General features: G+C 59.9%; 21 protein-coding genes. 11 read left to right on the top strand and 10 right to left on the bottom strand.

The annotated features are described in order from the left end of the window. The first annotated feature begins 270 nt into the window (after window positions 1–270). Genes LOY45_RS23585 through LOY45_RS23570 form a run of 4 tightly spaced genes read left to right on the top strand, consistent with a single transcriptional unit; the run spans window position 271 to window position 4,591 of the window. Complete coding sequence (locus LOY45_RS23585; protein WP_115085267.1) at window positions 271–1,416, top strand: slipin family protein; 1,146 nt, start codon at window positions 271–273, stop codon at window positions 1,414–1,416. Window positions 1,417–1,470: 54 nt separating this feature from the next. Further along, entirely contained in the window at window positions 1,471–2,676 is a 1,206-nt protein-coding gene (locus LOY45_RS23580) for an RtcB family protein (RefSeq protein ID WP_134061306.1), read from the top strand. A 39-nt stretch (window positions 2,677–2,715) separates the two neighbouring features. After that, window positions 2,716–3,513 carry a nucleotidyltransferase domain-containing protein gene (locus tag LOY45_RS23575; protein ID WP_134061307.1) on the top strand — a complete coding sequence of 266 codons (798 nt, stop codon included), beginning with the start codon at window positions 2,716–2,718 and terminating at the stop codon, window positions 3,511–3,513. A 49-nt stretch (window positions 3,514–3,562) separates the two neighbouring features. Next, complete coding sequence (locus LOY45_RS23570) at window positions 3,563–4,591, top strand: hypothetical protein (RefSeq protein ID WP_258578441.1); 1,029 nt, start codon at window positions 3,563–3,565, stop codon at window positions 4,589–4,591. On the opposite strand, the gene LOY45_RS23565 is transcribed toward LOY45_RS23570, so the two are convergent. Then, window positions 4,563–5,468: a DMT family transporter gene (locus tag LOY45_RS23565; protein ID WP_134061309.1), complete on the bottom strand. Its 906-nt coding sequence runs from the start codon at window positions 5,466–5,468 to the stop codon at window positions 4,563–4,565. The genes LOY45_RS23570 and LOY45_RS23565 overlap by 29 nt on opposite strands. Before the next feature lie 97 nt (window positions 5,469–5,565). Here LOY45_RS23565 and LOY45_RS23560 point away from each other — a divergent pair, with 97 nt between their 5' ends. Further along, window positions 5,566–6,453: a LysR family transcriptional regulator gene (locus LOY45_RS23560; protein WP_258578440.1), complete on the top strand. Its 888-nt coding sequence runs from the start codon at window positions 5,566–5,568 to the stop codon at window positions 6,451–6,453. On the opposite strand, the gene LOY45_RS23555 is transcribed toward LOY45_RS23560, so the two are convergent. Both LOY45_RS23555 and LOY45_RS23550 read right to left on the bottom strand, forming a co-directional pair. Next, window positions 6,434–7,048 (bottom strand): glutathione S-transferase family protein, encoded by a 615-nt coding sequence (locus LOY45_RS23555; protein WP_258578439.1) that lies wholly within the window; start codon window positions 7,046–7,048, stop codon window positions 6,434–6,436. The genes LOY45_RS23560 and LOY45_RS23555 overlap by 20 nt on opposite strands. Window positions 7,049–7,112: 64 nt before the next feature. Next, a complete protein-coding gene (locus LOY45_RS23550) occupies window positions 7,113–7,544 on the bottom strand; it encodes an Lrp/AsnC family transcriptional regulator (protein ID WP_115085126.1) in 432 nt (143 codons plus the stop codon). 198 nt (window positions 7,545–7,742) lie between these two features. On the opposite strand from LOY45_RS23550, the gene LOY45_RS23545 reads away from it, so the two are divergent. The 4 genes from LOY45_RS23545 (at window position 7,743) to LOY45_RS23530 (ending at window position 12,548) form a co-directional block, all read left to right on the top strand. Continuing rightward, entirely contained in the window at window positions 7,743–8,450 is a 708-nt protein-coding gene (locus LOY45_RS23545) for a YczE/YyaS/YitT family protein (protein WP_115085127.1), read from the top strand. A gap of 107 nt (window positions 8,451–8,557) precedes the next feature. Further along, the gene (gene amrS / locus LOY45_RS23540) at window positions 8,558–10,042 is read left to right on the top strand and encodes an AmmeMemoRadiSam system radical SAM enzyme (protein WP_115085128.1); all 1,485 of its coding nucleotides are present in this window, start codon (window positions 8,558–8,560) and stop codon (window positions 10,040–10,042) included. Beyond that, a complete protein-coding gene (locus LOY45_RS23535) occupies window positions 10,039–11,163 on the top strand; it encodes a trans-sulfuration enzyme family protein (protein ID WP_115085129.1) in 1,125 nt (374 codons plus the stop codon). The genes amrS and LOY45_RS23535 overlap by 4 nt, the downstream gene beginning before the upstream one ends. 68 nt (window positions 11,164–11,231) lie before the next feature. Beyond that, window positions 11,232–12,548, top strand: coding sequence for an aminotransferase-like domain-containing protein (locus LOY45_RS23530; protein WP_258578438.1), 1,317 nt, complete (start codon window positions 11,232–11,234; stop codon window positions 12,546–12,548). On the opposite strand, the gene LOY45_RS23525 is transcribed toward LOY45_RS23530, so the two are convergent. Beyond that, window positions 12,477–13,109: a LysE family translocator gene (locus tag LOY45_RS23525; RefSeq protein ID WP_115085131.1), complete on the bottom strand. Its 633-nt coding sequence runs from the start codon at window positions 13,107–13,109 to the stop codon at window positions 12,477–12,479. The two genes, LOY45_RS23530 and LOY45_RS23525, sit on opposite strands and share 72 nt — an antisense overlap. Before the next feature lie 427 nt (window positions 13,110–13,536). Next, complete coding sequence (locus LOY45_RS23520; protein WP_258578437.1) at window positions 13,537–14,247, bottom strand: LexA family transcriptional regulator; 711 nt, start codon at window positions 14,245–14,247, stop codon at window positions 13,537–13,539. Between the two features lie 404 nt (window positions 14,248–14,651). Between LOY45_RS23520 and LOY45_RS23515 the strand changes: the two genes are divergently transcribed. Together LOY45_RS23515 and LOY45_RS23510 are read left to right on the top strand one after the other, a co-directional pair. Next, window positions 14,652–14,939 carry a hypothetical protein gene (locus tag LOY45_RS23515; RefSeq protein WP_115085133.1) on the top strand — a complete coding sequence of 96 codons (288 nt, stop codon included), beginning with the start codon at window positions 14,652–14,654 and terminating at the stop codon, window positions 14,937–14,939. Beyond that, a complete protein-coding gene (locus tag LOY45_RS23510) occupies window positions 14,936–15,202 on the top strand; it encodes a DUF3077 domain-containing protein (RefSeq protein WP_134061313.1) in 267 nt (88 codons plus the stop codon). Before LOY45_RS23515 ends, LOY45_RS23510 begins: the two co-directional genes overlap by 4 nt. 97 nt (window positions 15,203–15,299) lie before the next feature. Here the strand turns inward: LOY45_RS23510 and ppa are convergent, their stop codons facing one another. From ppa to eutC, 5 genes are all read right to left on the bottom strand, one after another. Beyond that, on the bottom strand, window positions 15,300–15,827 hold the full coding sequence (ppa, locus tag LOY45_RS23505; protein ID WP_007933577.1) for an inorganic diphosphatase: 528 nt from the start codon (window positions 15,825–15,827) through the stop codon (window positions 15,300–15,302). Between the two features lie 91 nt (window positions 15,828–15,918). Beyond that, a complete protein-coding gene (locus LOY45_RS23500; RefSeq protein ID WP_115085135.1) occupies window positions 15,919–16,734 on the bottom strand; it encodes a M90 family metallopeptidase in 816 nt (271 codons plus the stop codon). Window positions 16,735–16,743: 9 nt separating this feature from the next. Further along, window positions 16,744–17,394 carry a DedA family protein gene (locus LOY45_RS23495; protein ID WP_115085136.1) on the bottom strand — a complete coding sequence of 217 codons (651 nt, stop codon included), beginning with the start codon at window positions 17,392–17,394 and terminating at the stop codon, window positions 16,744–16,746. A 210-nt stretch (window positions 17,395–17,604) separates the two neighbouring features. Next, window positions 17,605–18,063: a GNAT family N-acetyltransferase gene (locus LOY45_RS23490; protein ID WP_115085137.1), complete on the bottom strand. Its 459-nt coding sequence runs from the start codon at window positions 18,061–18,063 to the stop codon at window positions 17,605–17,607. A 94-nt stretch (window positions 18,064–18,157) separates the two neighbouring features. Further along, the gene (gene eutC, locus LOY45_RS23485; protein ID WP_115085138.1) at window positions 18,158–18,982 is read right to left on the bottom strand and encodes an ethanolamine ammonia-lyase subunit EutC; all 825 of its coding nucleotides are present in this window, start codon (window positions 18,980–18,982) and stop codon (window positions 18,158–18,160) included. Between the last annotated feature and the right edge of the window lie 9 nt (window positions 18,983–18,991).

Here is an 18,991-nt window from a genome sequence, read left to right as displayed (position 1 = left end):
CTCGAACCTTACATACCCTCCAAGGTATCTCGAATGTTGTACCCGCCGGTGGGGCGTAGCCAGGGAAGGCTGCAAGGTGCGCACGGAGCGCACACGCCCACCGCCGATTTGCCCGGCTTGCCGGCCGGGCCCGGAGCAAGGCAGTTGCCGGACCGCAGGATGCGGTCAGTGGACAGGACGTCCCGGCAACTGACTCCTCCGGGCCACGCCCGCAACGCTCGGCTCTTTGGCAGCACCGGCACCAAGGATTAATTGCACAGGATGATCAAGATGAAACTGTTGAAACGCTTTATCGTGAAAAAGAACGAACGCGGCCTGCTGTTCTGCGAAGGCGACTTTGTGTCGATCCTCGAACCTGGCGTGCACAAGCGTTTCGACCTGCACAACCGGCTGACGGTAGAAACCTTCAGCCTCAATACTTCGCTGTTCGAACATCGCCTGGCCGGCTACCTGCGGCAAAGCGAGCCGGCTCTGGTCGAGCAGTATTTCGAACGCATGGACCTGGCGGAAAACGAAGCCGGCCTGCGATTTGAGGACGGTGCCCTGGTCGAGTTGCTGGCCCCGGGCAGCCGCCAGCTGTACTGGAAAGGCCAGAGCGCGCAGACCCTGCAGCGCATCGACCTGAGCCAGACTTATCGCCTGGACGGCGCCCTGGTGGCCCAGCTCAACCAGCCGAAATTGCGCAGCCGTAACCTGGCCGGGCTGGACGCGGTGTTGCTGGCGTCTGTGCCGGCCTTTCATGTCGGTGTGTTGAAGGTCGATGGCGTGGTGGTCGAGTTGCTCGGCGCCGGGCAGTACGGCTTCTGGCGCTTCAGTCGCCAGGTGAGTGTCGAGTTGGTCGACATGCGCATCCAGGCCATGGAAATCAGCGGGCAGGAAATCCTCACCCGCGACAAGGTCAGCCTGCGCCTGAATCTTGCGGCCAACTGGCGCTACAGCGATGTGCTCGGTGCGTTCGCGCAACTGAGCAAACCGCTGGAGCACCTGTACCGCGAGGTGCAGTTCGGCCTGCGGGCGGCGGTGGGCACCCGAACGCTGGATGAGCTGTTGGAAAACAAGCAACTGATCGACGATTCGGTCAGCCAGTACCTGCAGGAGAAACTCGCCGGCAGCGGTATCGAAGTCAGCGGCCTGGGGGTGCGCGACATCATCCTTCCAGGTGAGATGAAGGCCCTGCTGGCGCAGGTGGTGGAGGCGGAGAAAGCGGCGCAGGCCAACGTCATCCGCCGCCGCGAAGAGACCTCGGCAACCCGTTCGCTGCTCAACACCGCCAAGGTCATGGAAGACAACCCGACGGCCCTGCGCCTGAAGGAACTGGAAACCCTGGAACGGGTGGCCGAGCGAATCGACCGGATTTCGGTGTTCGGCGGCCTGGATCAGGTGTTGAATGGACTGGTCAGCATCAAGGCCGGATGAGGTTTGCCGGGCTCAAGCAGCCCGGCAGCAACAGATAAAAGTGGAAGTACGACAATGAACATACTCGAAGTGGCCGGCGGCAAGCCGATCAAGCTCTGGACCGACGGCGTCCCGGTGGACGAGGGCGCCCGTGAGCAACTGCTGAACACCGCGAAGATGCCGTTCATCTTCAAGCACCTGGCGGTGATGCCCGATGTGCACCTGGGCAAGGGCTCGACCATCGGCAGCGTGATCCCGACCCTGGGCGCGATCATCCCGGCGGCGGTCGGCGTCGATATTGGCTGCGGCATGATCGCCGCGCGCACCTCGCTGACCGCCAGCGACCTGCCGGACAACCTGCATGGCCTGCGCACTGCAATCGAGAAAGCGGTGCCCCACGGCAAGACCTTCGGTCGTCGCGACCAGGGGGCCTGGGACAGCGTGCCGGCCATGGCTGACCATGCCTGGCACGACCTGGCGGCGCGCTTCAAGGCAATCACCGACAAGTACCCGAAGCTGGAGAAAACCAACAACCGCCAGCACCTGGGCACCCTCGGCGGCGGCAACCATTTCATCGAGGTCTGCCTGGATGAAGCCAACCGCGTCTGGTTCATGTTGCACAGCGGTTCGCGCGGAGTTGGCAATGCCATCGGCAACCTGTTCATCGAACTGGCCCAGGCCGACATGCGCCAGCACATCGCCAACCTGCCGGACCGCAACCTGGCCTATTTCGAAGAAGGCAGCCGGCACTTTGCCGACTACGTCGAAGCGGTGGAATGGGCCCAGGACTTCGCCCGGCAGAACCGCGCGTTGATGATGCACGCGGTGATCGCCGCCACGCGCAAAGTGCTCGGTAGACCCTTCGAGGCCAACCTCGAAGCGGTCAACTGCCACCACAACTATGTGCAGCGCGAGCATCACTTTGGCCACGACGTGCTAGTCACCCGCAAGGGCGCGGTGTCGGCGCAGAAGGGCGAGCTGGGGATCATTCCTGGCTCCATGGGGGCAAAGAGTTTCATAGTTCGCGGCCTGGGCAACGAAGAGGCGTTCTGCTCCTGCAGCCACGGCGCCGGGCGGGTCATGAGCCGCACCCGGGCCAAGCAGGCGTTCACCGTCGAGGATCAGCGACGCGCCACCGCCCATGTCGAATGCCGCAAGGACAAGGACGTGATCGACGAGATCCCCATGGCCTACAAGGATATCGACGCGGTGATGCAAGCCCAGCGTGAGCTGGTGGAAGTGGTGCACACCCTGCGTCAGGTGGTGTGCGTCAAAGGATAGAGAGGGCGCCTTGAGGCGCCCGAGTGCAAGGATACGAACATGAACAAGGAAGACCGTCACCCACTGCCGGACGCCATGCGCGAGTGGGTGCTTGAAGAGCTGCGCCGGGTCGAGCGCGAGCACGACGTCACCGTGCTCTACGCCTGCGAATCCGGCAGCCGCGCCTGGGGTTTTGCCTCCACCGACAGCGACTTCGACGTGCGTTTCATCTACGTCCCGCGCCAGGATTGGTACCTGCGCATCGATGAGCCGCGCGACGTCATCGAGCGGCCGCTGACCGACGAACTGGACATCAGCGGCTGGGAACTGCGCAAGACCCTGAAGCTGCTGCGCAACTCCAACCCGACCCTGCTCGAATGGCTCGGTTCGCCGCTGGTGTACCGCGCTGAACCGGGTGCAGTGGAGTCGCTCCAGGCGCTGGCGCTGAAGTTCTACAGCGCCAGGGCGGCGCGGCACCACTACCTGTCGATGGCGAAAAAGAACCACCGCGACTTCCTCCAGGGCACGCAGGTGCGTTTCAAGAAGTACCTGTACGTGCTGCGTTCGCTGTTGGCCGTGCGCTGGATCGACCTGGGCCTGGGCATGCCACCGACGGCCTTTGCCGATCTGCTCGCGGGCACCCTGAGCGAGCCGCAGATGCTCGCCGAGATCGATGAGTTGCTGCGCATCAAGCGCCAGGCGGTCGAGGCTGACTACGGGCCACGGCGGGTGTTGCTGCAGCAGTTTATCGACAGCGAATTGCTGCGCGCCGAAACCTCGCCGACCTTGCCGAGGCTGCGCGGTGATACACAACTGCTGGATGACTATTTGCGCGATACTGTGCGGCGTTATTCATAGGAAGCGCGCCTGGCGTGCCTTCCTTGTCGAAAGGACTCGGAACGTTTTCATGCCTGACAGCAAATACCAGCGCCTGCCCCATGCCGGAGACTTCGAGCAAGTCTCCGGTACCCAGATCGTCTACCTGTCGCCCAAACCCTTGCCCACGGGTGTAGAAGCCTACAGCTACCGGCATTTGCATCGTGATGCCAATGAGGTCTACCTGGACTTCGGCATCGGCCGGGGCAACTTCGAATTCATGGCCCGCTGCGGTATTGCCGCGGTCATGGGGGTGGTGAGCTGCGTGGTGATGACGGCATTTCTCGGGGCCTGGGTGCGGCGTAGGCTTGAGCCGTTCTGGGAGGGGGTCTACGACTTTCTCGCATCGCCGCCCATCTGGGGTTTTATCGGGCTGCTGGCGTTGATGTACGTCGTCATATTTTGCCTGGCCGTGCGCCAGGTCAGCGTCCAGCCACCGATCCGCTTCAATCGCCAGCGCCGCGAAGTGGCGATGGTGCCGAAGAAGGGCGCTGCACCCCAGTATGTGCCCTGGGAAGAGGTCATCGCCTGTGTTTCGGCCGGGCAATTGGTCACCGAATACGCGGTGATGCCCGAGTTCAAGCTGATGATCGGCCTGCGCGACGCGCAAAGCGGTAACGTCCTGTGGCTGACCGTGGCCTGTGGCAGCCTGCGCGGTGCAGTTGCCGAATGGGAGGCGATTCGCGTCTACATGGAAGAGGGCCCGGCTGCCTTGCCTGCGCCGCCAGAAGAGTTCGAGGAGGGCACGGTGGCGTTTTTCCATATGGCCCGCCTCGGCTATCGCGACAACTTTCCGTGGCTGCAGTATGTGTTTGGCTTTCTGTTCGTTCAGGCGTTCGGCGGCTGGACCTTGCCGTGTCATCTCTCCAACTGGGTCAACAATCGCCCCAGAGCGATGTTTCCCAAGGGGGTGCGGGAGTGGTCCAGGCCATTGCCGGTGGATCAGCATGCGGTGCCCAGCGAGGCGCTGCTCAAAGAAAGTGACGAGGTGCGCAAGGCCTTTCGCCGTGGGCAAAACCTGCTGGACTACTTCAAGGTGAAATTTGCCGCGCCGGCTTAGGGCAGGACAAGCCCGGCGTCAGGTTCAAGGCCAGCACGCTGCTCAATACCACCAGTGCCCCGAGCACCACCAGCAGTGAAGGTTGTTCGCCGAGCAAAACGGCGGCAATCAATATTGCGCAGGGCGGGATCAGGTACAGCGCCATGGACGCCCGACTGACGTCGGAATGGCTCAGTACATAAGCCCAACCGAGGTACGCCAGGGCACTGGGAAACACGCCGAGGATCAGTACCGCCAGGTTTGCCTGTGGCGACGCCGCAGTCACCGCAGCGCCAAGGCCTGGCAGGTACACCAGCAACAACGCCGTGCCGGTCCACACGGTGTAACACACCATGGTCAGGCCGTCGTAACGATGGCCGTGAAGTTTCTGCAGGGTGAAGTAGATGCTCCACGACAGCGCGGCCAACAGCACCAGCAGACCATGTGCATCGAGTGTGCCCAAGCCGCGATCAGCGACGGCGACAATGGCCGCACCGAGCATCCCCAGTACCAGGCAACCCCAATGCCAGGCGCTGACGCGCTGACGCAGGACAAAAAAGCCAATCAGCAAGGTGAACAGCGGCGTCGACTGCGCCAGCACGCTGGAGGCTCCGGCGCTTACTCCGCGCTGGCCAAAGTTGAGCGCCACATGATGCCCAAACACGGCAAAAAGCCCGAGCAGTATCAAGAGCGGCAAGTCCTTGGGTCGCGGCAGGCTGATGCCGCGCCACACCGCAACAAACGCCATGAATAGCGACGCCACGATAAACCGCGCCAGGGCCAGATGCCCCGGCTCGTAACCTTGCAGGGCGATATGGATACCCGCGGGTGAATAGGCCCAGCACAACACCACGAACAGTGTCGCCAGAACGATTTTCAAGGGGTGGGCGCGTGGCATCGCAAGAGGCTCCAGAGGCGTGGAGCTTCAGTATCAGAAAGGTATCTGCTCACCACAATCGACTTATACTGAACGGATCGTTCACTTTGGGTGATGTATGGAGCTGATGCAGATTCGCATGTTCAAGACGGTTTACGACACCGGCAGCATCGCCCGTGCGGCCGAGGTATTGCACTATGTGCCGTCGAACATCACCGCGCGGATCAAGGCGCTGGAAGAGGAGCTGGGCGTGCCGCTGTTCTTGCGTCATGGGCGTGGCTTGAAGATCAGCCCGGCGGGGGAAACCTTTCTCGAATACGCCACCCAGCTGCTCGCCCTGGCTGAAGAGTCCAAGGCTGCTTTGAGCCCGCAAGCCTTACCCAGCGGGCGCTTGCGCATCGGCGCCATCGAGTCTTCGGCCAGTGGCCGATTACCGCGATTGCTGGCGGAATACCATGCGCGCTTCCCCGAGGTTTCGCTGGAACTGAGCACGGGTACCTGGTCGCAACTGCTCGATGACGTGCTCAACCATCGCCTCGATGGGGCCATTGTCGCGGTGGAGGTCGAGCGCCCGTTGCTCAAGCGCACGCCCATGTATCAGGAGGACCTGGTACTGATCGCCCCTGAATCCTTCGGACCGATCCGCAGCGCTGAAGACCTGCTGGGCAAGGCCATTTTCATGTGGCCGGAAGGCTGCCCTTATCGGGCGGCGCTGGAGCGCTGGCTACTCGAACAGGGGCAAAAGCTGCCGATTGTCGGCATCGCCAGCTATGGCGCCATCGTCAGTTGCGTGAGTGCTGGCGCCGGGGTGTCGCTGGTGCCCAGGGGCATTTTCGAGCAATACCGCAAAGGCGCCGGCTGGACTGGCCATGAGTTCGCCGAACTCAAGGCCATCAGCAACGCCTTCTACTGGCATGCCCAGGCGGGCAGGCATCCGGCAAGGGATGCCTTCGTGCAGATGTTGCGCGAGGGTTTGGCGGCAGGTGCTATTCGATCGGATACTTGAGCATCGCCGGATGGCCTTCAATCTTGTCAGCCAGACGCTGCACATGCGCAAACTCACTGGCCGCAACTACCTCGGCGCACACGTATTGAGTGAATGACCAGGCCACGGCCGTGGTGATCTCCGCCTGGCTCAAGGGCAGGCTGGGGCATTTCGTCGGCTGTTCGGCAAGTAGCCCGTCGAGCTGTGCGTACGCCGCCAGCAACTGCCCGGTCACCCGCTCGAGCCAGGGCGTATGCAGTTTCTCCTGCGGGCGCAGGTTGTGTTCGTAATAGATCTGCACCGACTTCTCACTGGCTGCCAGCGCCAGGCCGATCACCTGCAAATCGCTGGCGCGGGCCAGAGCGTCTTGCGGCAATAGCTTTTTAGCGGGCACGGCCAGAGCTTCGAAGTAATCCAGAATCAGCGTCGAATCCATCAACACCGTGCCATCGTCGAGGACCAGGCTGGGTGCCTTGACCACCGGGTTGATCGCGGCGAACTCGTTAAAATTGCGAAACACTGACAACGCCTGGTGCTCGAAAGTGATGCCGTACAGCTCCAGCGATACCGCGACGCGGCGTACGTAGGGGGAATCGAGCATGCCGATCAGTTTCATGAGGCCTCCATTCATTCAGGACAGGTTGACTGCGTAGAAAGTAGCTGAAGATCGATGTCGCGCTTCACGGCGCCAGTTTTCGTCGCTCGATGGGTTCTGACAGTACGATGCTGGTGCGTGTCTCCCCAAAGGGATTGATCCTGGCGATGGTGTTTTCGATATCAGCCATGGATTTGGCGTAGAGCCTGATCAGGTAAGAATCGTTACCCGTTACGTGCAGGCACTCGACGACCTCGGGTATTTCCTGAAGGAGGGCAATCAACTTGGTTTTGGCTGGCTTGAAGGTGGTCATGCCAACCACGGCCGAGATGCCGTATCCGAGTTTGACGGGGTCGACCTGGGCGCTGTAGCCCTTGATCACCCCGGCATCTTCGAGTTTGCGTAAGCGGTCAGTGGTCGCGGGGATAGAAAGACCAGCGTGCCGAGACAACTCGGTGATGGAAATTCGGCCCGAGGTCTGCACCGCGGCGAGGATTTTTATGTCTATACGGTCCATGTAGATTTCCTCTGGCAAAAGCAAAGAAATTAATGAAAAAGGTGTCTTTTTCATTAAAAAATAATGCATCAAAAAATAGTGCGATGCTAGTCTAATTTCGTCGCTCGAAGAGTCGCTTGGGAACGGCGTTGACATAATAAGAATTATTTCCCGGTCCGCGGATCACGGGCCAGGTCTTTCCTTGGAAATGGAGTTCGTATGGGGAATAAGACGCGCGGCTGCAATAACAATAACTACCCTTCGTTTCGCCAGTACCTCACCGGGCAATTATTTGGCTTTCGCCACTTGAAAGTTGATCAGGTGTGCATGTATCTGGTCGGTGTCGGCCTGTTCTCGCTGGGTGCCAAGTTGTTCATTATGAGTCACCTCGGAACCGACCCGCTGGATGTGCTTATTATTGCCTTCAATCAAATCCTGATGGTCGGCATGGGCGTCTGCTCGGCGATTGTGTCGCTGATCTTCCTGACCTGGTGGATGCTCTGGAACAAGAAATATCCGCCGATCAGCCCGTTCATCACTACCACCCTGACGGGGTTGTTGATCGATCTGTGGACGGTGCTCGACCTGGAGGGCCATGTGGTCCCCCACCTTAATGCCTATGCCATGTTGGCCCTGGGTTTACTGCTTTGTGCCTATGCCTCGGCGCTGATCATCATGAGCGGCGTTGGTATTCGCATCATGGACCTGGTGGTATTGACCATGGTCGCCAAATGGCGCTGGTCATTCACCCAGGCCAAGATGTTCATTGAAATCGGTATCTTTTCAACCGGCTGGTTGCTGGGCGGTCCGTTTGGTGTCGGGACGCTTCTGTTCCTGCTGGTGATCGGTCCGTTGATTCAACCATTCATGACCATCAATGCCCGGCATTTTTCGCTGACCAATCACGGCCTGGCCAGCGCCTCCTGATTTAAAACCATAACAACAACCCTCCTCGGCAGTCAGTGACTGGCGCGCGAGCGGCTGCGTACTTAACCGATGATGTAACTACTGTGCTGATGGATGAGGAATAAACAGTGAACGATCTCAATAATAAAACCTGGACCCTGCAAAGCACCCCGGCCAAGTTGGAAGAGCTGTTGCCGGACGGCGCAGTAAAGTGTCATCTTTCTCCGCGTAATTGTGTCATTCAGGAAGGCAAGCTCGGCTTTTGCAAGGTGCGTGGCAATCGCGGCGGACGTTTAGTTACATTGAACTATGGCAAGGGTGTTCATAGTACCGAGGAGACCATCGAAACCGAGGCTGTTTTCCACTTCGCACCCGGTGAGCGGATTCTCTCGCTGGGTAATATCGGCTGTATGCTCAATTGTGGCTACTGCCATAACTGGAAAACCTCGCAGGCCAAATACGTTACCGATAAGGACGTTTATTACTACACCCCCGAACAGGTCGTGGAAACCGCGTTGCAGCACGGTATTCGCGTACTGTCGTGGACCTACAATGATCCAGTGGTCTGGCATGAGTTTATTCTGGACACGGCCAAGCTGGCCAAAGAAGCTGGCTTGATCAACCTGTACAAATCGGCCTTTTTCATCAGCGAGGAAGCGATCGATGAACTGTTGCCGGTCATCGATATTTTCTCGATCTCGCTGAAGTCCATTTCTCCCGAGTATTACCGCAAGGTCACCACCGGCTGGGTCGAGCCGGTGCTGGCGGGTATCAAGAAAGTCTATGACGCGGGCAAGTATGTCGAAGTCAGCACGTTGATGGTGACCGATATCAGTGATGACGAAGACACCGCACGCACGATCAGCCAGTGGGTCCTGGATGAGCTGGGCCCAGAGGTGCCGTTGCACTTTGTGCGCTTCCACCCCGACTACAAGATGAGCAACAGCATCCGCACACCGGTTGACCGGTTACTCAAGGCCAGGGACGTTGCCCGGTCGATGGGGGTCGAGCATGTCTATCTGGGCAACGTGAATGATGTCGACGGTACCAATACCAGTTGCAACAACTGCAGCGCCTTGCTGGTCACCCGCTACGGGCTGAACGCCAGGAATATCGGCCTGGATAGCCAGGGTTGCTGTACTCAATGCGGTCATGATGCCCACTTCAGGTTGTTGCCCGAGTTGCCCGCTGGCCAGCCGGTCGAGTTGCGCGAGGAGGCGTTGACTGCGTACGAGAAAAGGAAGTTTGGATGGCACGGCGACATCGTTTCATTGCACGCCCAGGTTCTCAACACCCTTGACCGGGAGCAAAGCGTGTACCTGCGTCGAAACTATGCCGATGGCCACAGCAGCGAGTGGAAAACCCTGACGCTGCGGCCGTTTGAAAGCTATCGGTTCATCATCGCGAAGGCTCGAGTGGACGAGTTGGGCCCTGAAGTCTGGCTGCCAGCGGGGGTGAATTCCAACCTGCATGAAGTGTTTGACCGTGCCCATTTTCCCACTGAATCGATCGAGGAAATCGGCATAGCGCAAAACGACATCACGCCAGCCGTCGGCTATGAAGGCAAACAGAACATGTATGAGCAAGTCATCAAACTGGTGAGCAAGGCATGAACATTTCGACCGAGATGTTGCACATCCGGGTGGATGACCATGGCGCTCAACCCGCGGTCACGCCCCTTTATCAATGCAGTGCTTTCAGCGCCGACTCGGCATTTTTCTATTCGAGAAAGGCGAATCCCAACGTCAGCGAGCTTGAACAAGTCGTTGCGGCCCTTGAAGGGAGCGAACATGCCCTGGCCTACGCCACGGGCATGAGTGCACTCTACATGGTGCTCGAACTGCTCAAACCGGGCGATTCGCTGGTGATCAACAGGCTTATCTACGGTTGTTCGTACAAACTTTTCCAGCGTTACGCAGCACGCCTGGGTGTGCAATTGAGCATCCTCGACCTGAGCTGTGCGCAGGGGTTGGCAGCCTTGCCGGCGAAGGTCGACATGGTGATATTTGAAACACCGACCAATCCGTTCTTGAAGGATATCGACATCCAGGCCGTTTCGACGGCGGTCAAGAGCATCAATCCCCAGGCGTTGATCGTGGTCGACAACACTTGGGCGACGCCGTTGTTTCAAAAGCCGCTGGCCTGGGGCGCGGATATTTCGCTGTACAGCGCCACCAAGTACTTCTCAGGGCACAGCGATGTCATGGGTGGGCTGGTAATGGTCAATGACCAGGCACTTTACCAGCGCTTGCTGGAAGGGCGCTTTTATTCGGGTTCAATCCTGACGCCCCATAGCGCCTGGTTGTTGCGCAGAAGCATGCAGACCTTTGAGTTGCGCATGGAGCGGCACGGCAAGACCACCGTGCAAATGCTCAACTATCTGAAGGACCTCCCCTATATCGAGCGGGTTTACTACCCGCACATCGATGGCAAGCAGCTGACAGGCTATGGCGGGATCGTGTTTGTCGATATTCGCCGTGACCTGGTGCCGGTCTATAAAACCTTCACACGCTCGCTCAGATGGTTCGGAACCGGTACAGGCATGGCGTGTGTCACGTCGATGGTTGCCCAACCCTTTAGCGGCAGCCATGCGTCAATGACTGACGAAGAAAAAGCGCTGATGGGCATTGGCCAGGGGTTGGTGCGCTTGTGCTTTGGTCTGGAAGCGCTGGAAGACCTTCAGGATGACCTGCTGCAAGCGTTTCAGACGGCTGAGCAAGCGACACGCCAATAGCGCGCAAAAGTGTCGGCAATTGAACAACGGGCTCAGGTGGCCCGTTGTTTTTTTACAGGAGCGACAAGGTGTCGACTATCAGTGAATCTTCTGTTTTTGATGAGCCAGTGTTGAATGTCATTCATTTGTTGAACTCATTGACGGGCGAGCATCCGCAGGCAATTTCACTGGCCTCTGGCCGTCCGGACGATGAGCAATGCGATCCGGCGTTGATCGAGCGTGGCCTGGCCAGTTACACGCGGTATCTCGATCAGCCTGCATCGGTGGCGACATTGCTGTGCCAGTACTCGGCAACGGCAGGGATCATCAACGAGTTACTGGCCGAGCACCTGCGGGTCGACGAAGGCTTGTGTCCGGTTGATCCGGACTGCCTGGTGGTGTGTCAGGGTTTTCAGGAAGCAGTGACACTGGCGCTGCTGGCACTGTTCGACAAGGGTGGGGTGCTATTGGTGCCTGACCCGGTGTTTTCCGGCATAACCGGGATTGCCAAACTGTTGAAGATCGAGGTTGTTGCCGTACCCATGGCCACTTTTCTCGACCCGCGCGCGTTGCGCCATTTCATCAGCACCGTGCAGTGTCAGGGGCGTAAGGTGCGGGCGATTTATGCCATTCCTGACTTCAGTAATCCGTCTGCCGACAGCCTGTCCTTCGATGCCCGGCAGGCCATGCTGGACATCGCCCGGGCGTGCGATTTCTATGTGCTGGAAGACAATGCCTACCGTTACTTCAGGTACGAAGGCGATCGGCTGCCTGCGATGAAGGCACTCGACAGCGAGCGGGTCTTTTATCTTGGCTCGTTTGCCAAATCGATCTTCCCCGGCTTGCGCATGGGCTATGTGGTTGCACCGCAAGGCGTTCATGCACCCGAGTGGGCGGCCAGATTGCGTAAAAGCAAAAGCCTGGTGAGCGTGCATACACCGGTACTGTGCCAGGCGGTCGTCGGCGGTTTGCTGCTGGATAACCAGTTTTCTCTGGTGCAGTTGAACGCCGCCCGTGTGGCGGTCTATGCACGCAAGCGCGATTACATGCTTGAGTGCCTTGCACAGGCATTCGCCGATCAGCCCGGGGTGTCGTGGAATCGCCCGGCAGGCGGCTTTTTCATCAATCTGAAACTGCCCTTTGAATTTACCCAGGCGCAGATGAAAGAGTGTGCCATTGCCTTCAGGGTCATCGTTTTTCCGGTCGCGTTGTTCTCTTTGTTGGGACACGGCACCCGGGAAGTCCGCTTGTCCTTCAGCAATGTGTCGCTCGAGCAGATCCGCGTTGCCATCGAACGCTTTGGCGCCTACGTCGATACACAGCTCGGTAGCGGTTCACGCAGCGCTGCTGAGCATCACGCCACTGACGATCTGATACGCGCCGAGCAGGCTGATCGCGGTGCCTGAGCAGTAGTTGATCAGTCGCAGCTTTGCGCCGGACATCCTGGCTTTGAAGGCGGAGGAGAAGCCGCTCAACCCCAGCCACCATGCCGCAGAACCGAGAAAGATTCCGGCGACCATCAGTGCCACTGACAGGGTACTGCCTTGCTCGCCGCCGATACCGTCACTCATGGCGGCAAATATGGCGATGAAGGACAGGATCGTCATCGGGTTCGACAGCGTCAGGAACAAGGTGGTGGTATAGGCCGTGAGCATGTTGCTTCGCTCTCCCGTCAGGGACTCGGCTTTGTCTTTCGATCTGATTATCTGATACCCCACATACGCAAGGAACGCGCCGCCGAAGATACACAACCAGGGTTTCCAGCTGACCAGCGTGGCAATGAGCGCAGTAATGCCGAGCGCCCCGATAAAGCCGTAGATCGAGTCGGCGGTCGCCGCGCCCAGGCCAGTGGCAAAGCCTGCGCGCCAACCCTGGGAAAGACTGCGTTGAATGCACAGCAGGCCGATCGGTCCGACGGGCGCGGCGATGCAGAGTCCGATGATCAATGATTTGAAGAAAATCAGCATGGTGGCGCCTCCGTAAGTTGTTGATTAAAGATTAAGAGGAGTTCGCGCCTGTATTAATGAGGTTTTAAATGATTTTTGCGATTTAGCCGTCGAATTTAATGTAGTGCCGGGGATGTTCCTGAAAAATGAAAGCGTACCGGTAGCCTTGGAGATGAATGTCTTCCGGGCATATTCAGCAGGGGCGGGGGCGTGGAATCGCAGGCATTAAAAAGCCGGCTTGTGGCCGGCTTCCGGGGACGGGCTTGGCTAATTTTTGGTAAGCCGCAACCGCCTTAAAATCGTTGCTCCGGCGCTGGGGCCGGGAGGTGGCGGGCAAGCTGTGGGGTGCCGCGCCAGGGCCGCGGGCGGGCTGGGCCGCCGGGCTAAATGTGCGGCGTAGCATACTGGGATTGGCCGGCGATGCCCAGCAAAAAATCACCCCCGACGCTCAAGCCGGGTGGCTGTCGCGCAGGTGGCCCCACCAGAAAACCCAGCCGAGTACTTCCAGGCGCTGGGTCTTGAGTTGCGCCGGGCTGTAGGTTTCGGTCGGGTATTCGTCGCTGTCCTGACTGTGCAGGCGCAAGGCGCCGTTGGCGCGGCGGCTGAGGCTGTTGATGCGCAGGCGGCCGTTGTGCAGCAGGGCGTAGATTTCGCCTTCGACCACGCGGGTGAGGCTGCGGTCGACGGCCAGGGTGGTGCCGCGTGGCAGCAGCGGGCTCATGTTGTGCCCGGGCATGCTCAGGCACAGGGCGTCGCCAGGGTCGACTCCCAGGGCGTCGAGGGCGCGGATCGGCAAGCGCAGGTAGCGGTCATCAAGCGGTTTCAGCTGGCGGGCCTGGATACCGTAGAACGGCAGCTGGATGTCGTTGTAGTTGTGCGCCGCCAGCAGGCTGGCATCGGGGCCTTCGACGCCCGGGCGGGCGGCCTGGCTGTTGAGGCGCGGCAAGGGGTTGGGGTGCTTGGGGCCTTCGCCGTTGCGCAGCCAGCGGCTGCGCACGCACAGCAGTTCGGCGATTTCATCCAGGCGCGCCAGGGGCACGCCGCGTTTGAACCAGTTGTTGACATGCTGCGGCGTGACCTTGCGCTGTGCGGCAAAGTCGGAAGGGGACAGGTTGCACTCGCTCAGGAGCGCTTTGAGACGATCACCGGATGTATTCATGAGGCCCGAGTCTAGTGGGCTTGCATAGCCCGGGCTATAAACGCGAGGTTCATTTTGAGGGCGGGAAATTGTCTGGCTTACAGGTGTTTGCTTAGGCTGGTGTAGGAGGTTTCGCGGCAAAAAATCCACTTAAATGGCGTTCGGAACTATCCTACGCACGCTGCTGCCTTTTCACTGTTGTTCGAAAAATGCATCGGGTCTAACTTCCTCGGGTCGCTTGTGGGCTACCGGGCGTGAGAAACCCGATGACATTAGAGCAGCCATGTTATGGCGGCTGTGCGCGGGCAGACTTCGGTCTGGCCGAGTTTCCTATGTCCTCGGTTTCTCACCCCGCGTACAGCTGCCACCCTAATCTTGTGAGAAGGATTGAGGTGGAGGCTCCTGAATTGACTGGGAGTTAAGCCATGAAGAAGATCGTCCCCGATCCACCGTATTCCGATATTTCCCGCAATAGCTTCACCACCCCTTATTTCTCCATTCACAGCGACCTGATCCCTCCTGATTCCCTGGCCTACGCCAGCGAACTGCTGCGCGGTATTCACGAAACCACCGACGAATTCTGCCGAACCCACGTCAATGAACCTGGTCAGGGCATGCTGATGAATGTGCTGCATTCGGCCGAGATGGCCAGGGCGCTGGTCGAGCATGCGTTGCGCAAGCTGCAGGCCGTGGAAGAGGGAGTAGTGGCATGAACGAGGATTCGTGCGACGAGACGGTAGGTGTCACAAGCTTTATCAGCAGCCAGCAATTGCCCATGGGGCTGTTTCGGATTACGCCAGGCGTGCCGTGTGATTACGCGCTGGAGCAGGCTTCAACCCTGCTGGGATGTGTGCACAAGCTGACCCGGGCCGGGGTTATGGATGAAGACGGCGACATGATGTGGGCCGCTTTTTATCTGAGCGGGTTCGCCAAGGCGATTGTTGATGATGTGGGTTTGGGAATGAATAGGGCTTGAGAAGGTAGCTGCCTTTGCTGTGGGAGCGGGCTTGATGGGGTGTTCTTGCCCTGAAACAAAAAGCCCCGCATTTGCGGGGCTTTTTGTTGAGGGTTGCTTAGCCTTTGTAAGCTGCAACCGACTTGGTGATCGCGGCGCGAGCGGCGTCAGCGCCATCCCAGCCTTCGATCTTGACCCACTTGCCTTTCTCGAGATCTTTGTAGTTCGCGAAGAAGTGCTCGATCTGCTGGATCAGCAGGGCAGGCAGGTCGGTGTATTCTTTGACGTCGACGTACAGTTGCGACAGTTTGTCGTGCGGTACGGCGATGACTTTGGCGTCGCCGCCGCCGTCGTCGGTCATGTTCAGGATGCCGACCGGACGGGCGCGGATTACCGAGCCTGGAGCAACCGGGTACGGGGTAACAACCAGCACGTCGAGTGGATCACCGTCGTCGGCCAGGGTGTTGGGGATGTAGCCGTAGTTGGCCGGGTAGAACATCGGGGTGGCCATGAAACGGTCAACGAACAGGCAGTCGCTGTCCTTGTCGATCTCGTATTTGATCGGCGCGTGGTTGGCTGGAATCTCGATGGCGACGTAGATGTCGTTCGGCAGGTCTTTGCCAGCCGGAATCTTGCTGTAGCTCATTGGGCAGTGCCCCCATGTTTGGCCAAAAATTGGTCGCGATTATAGGCACATTCCAGCGCGCTTGCCACGCCCGGCCGGATGTCCGGCAGGCTCAGTCCTGCGCGTCCTGGTAATGCGGGTGATGGTGCTGCAGCTGCTGCAGGCGGGCGAGCGGGTCCTGGCGGTAGAAGCCGCGCAATTGCTGGTACACCGCGGGGTAGGCGTCGTTGAGCAGGTCCGGGGCGCTGAAGAAGTATTCGCTGGTGACGGCGAAGAATTCTGCCGGGTTTTCCGCGGCATAGGGGTCGATGGCGGTCTCGGCATCGGGGTTGCGGTCGAGCTGCCGGTTGAGGTCGTCGAAGGCTTCCTGCATGGCTTGGGCCCAGTCGCTGACGCGCAGGTCGCTGTGCAGCGGCGGCAGGCCGTTGGCGTCGCCATTGAGCATGTCGAGCTTGTGCGCCAGTTCGTGGATCACCAGGTTGTAGCCTTCCCAGCCGCCGCTGGCCAGCACCCCCGGCCAGGCGAGGATCACCGGCCCCTGTTGCCAGGCTTCGCCGCTGTGCTCGCCGTCCCACTCGTGCTCGATACCGCTGGCGTCGCGATGGCGCTGCGGGCTCACGAAGTCGTCGGGGTAGAGGATGATTTCGTGAAAACCCTGGTACCAGTTCAGCTCGCCCAGGTGCAGCAGCGGCAGTTGCGCCTGGGCGGCGAGAAACAGCCGCTGCTCGCCGTCCAGCTCGACCCCGGGCAGGGCGGTGAGGTGCTTGTCGTGCAGGAACAACACGCAGGCTTCACGCAGCCACTGGTCTTCCTCGTCGCTGAGGCCATCGAGCATCGGCAGGCGCTGGCGCACCCGCTGCCAGCGCTGCGGGTCGAGCGGATGTCGGGCCAGGGTGCGACGACGGCGCCAGGCGCTCAGCGACCACATAAACCGGGCTTAGTGAACCTTGGCTTCATTGCGGCCCATGCGGCTGCGCACTACACCGATGATCATCGGCACCAGCGACAGCAGGATGATGGCGACGATCATCAGCGACAGGTTCTGCTTGATGAACGGCACGTTGCCGAAGAAGTAGCCGAGGGTGACCAGGCCGCCGACCCACAGTACGGTGCCGGCGACGCTGAAGCCGAGAAAGCGCGGGTAGTGCATTTTCGCGATGCCGGCGACGAACGGTGCGAAAGTGCGCAGGATCGGCAGGAAGCGCGCCAGGGTCACGGTCTTGCCACCATGACGCTCGTAGAAATCGTGGGTCTGCTGCAGGTAGTCGCGGCGGAAGATCTTCGAGTTGGGGTTGCGGAACAAGCGTTCGCCCGCCGTTCGGCCAATCACGTAGTTGGTGCTGTCGCCGAGAATGGCCGCAGCCATCAGCAGGCCGCCGAGCAGCACCGGGTCCATGCCGCCGCCCGCAGCCACGGCGCCGGCGATGAACAGCAGGGAATCACCCGGCAGGAACGGCATGACCACCAGACCGGTCTCGCAAAAGATCACCAGGAACAGGATCGCGTAGATCCACGGGCCATAGTTGTTGACCAACAGGTCCAGGTAGGCGTCGAGATGCAGAATAAGGTCCAGCGGGTTGAAATCCATGTACAGCACCTGTGTTCTTGACCCGAGCGACGGGCTTGCGATGGCTGGCAGTGCGAATGCGGACGGTCGCTACCCGGAAGATGGGTAAAGTTTCACACACAATGAAGAGGCGCATTATACGGCTACGAACAGATTGTGCCTGCGCAGTTTGTAGCGGCGGATGTCGAATGGATGTGAACGGCAGGCGTGGTGCCTGCCGTTGCGCTCGGATCAGTCCGAGTTGATAGGCAGGATGTAGCTCTTGAACTCGGTGTCTTCGTGAAAACCGATGGATTCGTAGGTTTTCATCGCCACTTCGTTGTCGCTGCTGGTGGACACCCGCAGGCGCACGGCGTTGGTTTCCTTGGCCAGCTTCTTGGCTGCGCGCATCAGGTGGTCGGCCACCAGCATGCGCCGGGAGTCTTCGGCGACATAGATATCGTTGAGGATCCACACGCGCTTGAGCGACAGCGACGAGAAGCTCGGATAGAGCTGGCAGAAACCCATCAGCTTGCTCTCGTCATCGTCCGGCAGGGCCAGGTAGATGATCGACTCGCCACGCTCCAGGCGTTTCTCGAGGAACGAGCGCGAGGAGTCCGGGTAGGGCAACTGGCCGTAGAACTCGCGGTATCTGACGAACAGCGGAACCAGTATGTCCAGGTGTTCCAGGGTTGCTTGGATGATTCGCATAAGCAGGCCTCAGAGTCCATGGGAGTTTACGGCAAGTCGCCGACAGCCTTGGTAGATGCTGCCTGAAAGCAATTAGAAAACGCAATCTAGGATCTCAAGGTTTACTCAGCAGGAAATTTCCGCTTTTCGGCGTATCCGAATCTGACTCAAGTGTTTGCACCTGGGCTTCATCCTTCAGATTGACCCCCGACAGCTGCCGCCGACAGGCCTCGCGCATCAGGTATAACAGGCGATGGGCAGCCATGCCGTAGCTCAGGCCTTCCAGGCGCACGTTGGAGATGCAGTTGCGGTAGGCGTCGGTGAGGCCGACCTTGGGGTTGTAGGTGAAGTACAGCCCGAGGCTGTCCGGTGAGCTCAGGCCCGGGCGTTCGCCGATCAGGATCACGGTCATTTTCGCCCCGAGCAGTTCACCCACCTCATCGGCTACCGCCACCCGGCCTTGCTCCACCAATACCACCGGTGATGTTGACCAGCCGTCGGCGGCGCTCTGTTCCTCCAGGCGGGCGAGAAACGGCAGGGTGTGGCGGTGCACGGCCAGGGCCGAGAGGCCGTCGGCGACGACGATGGCCAGGTCAACGCCACCGGGGTTGGCCTGGGCATGCTCGCGCAGCCGTTGTGCTGAATCTTCGTGCAGCCGGCGCCCCAGATCGGGGCGTTGCAGGTAGCTGTGGCGATCGGCGGCGGCGCTGTGCAGCAACAGGCTGTCACGCCCGCGCTCGCTCAACTGCTCGCGCAGGCCGGCATGGTCGAAGGCCAGGTGCACGGCGTCGCGGGCCTGGGCGTGAGCGAACTGAAAGTCGAGCTGGGCGCCGGTGGGCAGGCTGGTGCCGGTGCGGCCCAGGGCGATGCGCGCCGGGGTCAGGCGGCGCAGCTCCAGCCAGGGATTGGCGCTGTTGTCGTGTTGTGGGGTGTTGGCCATAGTCGACTC

The organism is Pseudomonas wadenswilerensis, from assembly GCF_024749185.1.
Lineage (GTDB): Bacteria > Pseudomonadota > Gammaproteobacteria > Pseudomonadales > Pseudomonadaceae > Aquipseudomonas > Aquipseudomonas wadenswilerensis.
Note: the sequence above shows the minus strand (reverse complement) of the source record. Positions and strands in the feature narration are given on the sequence as shown.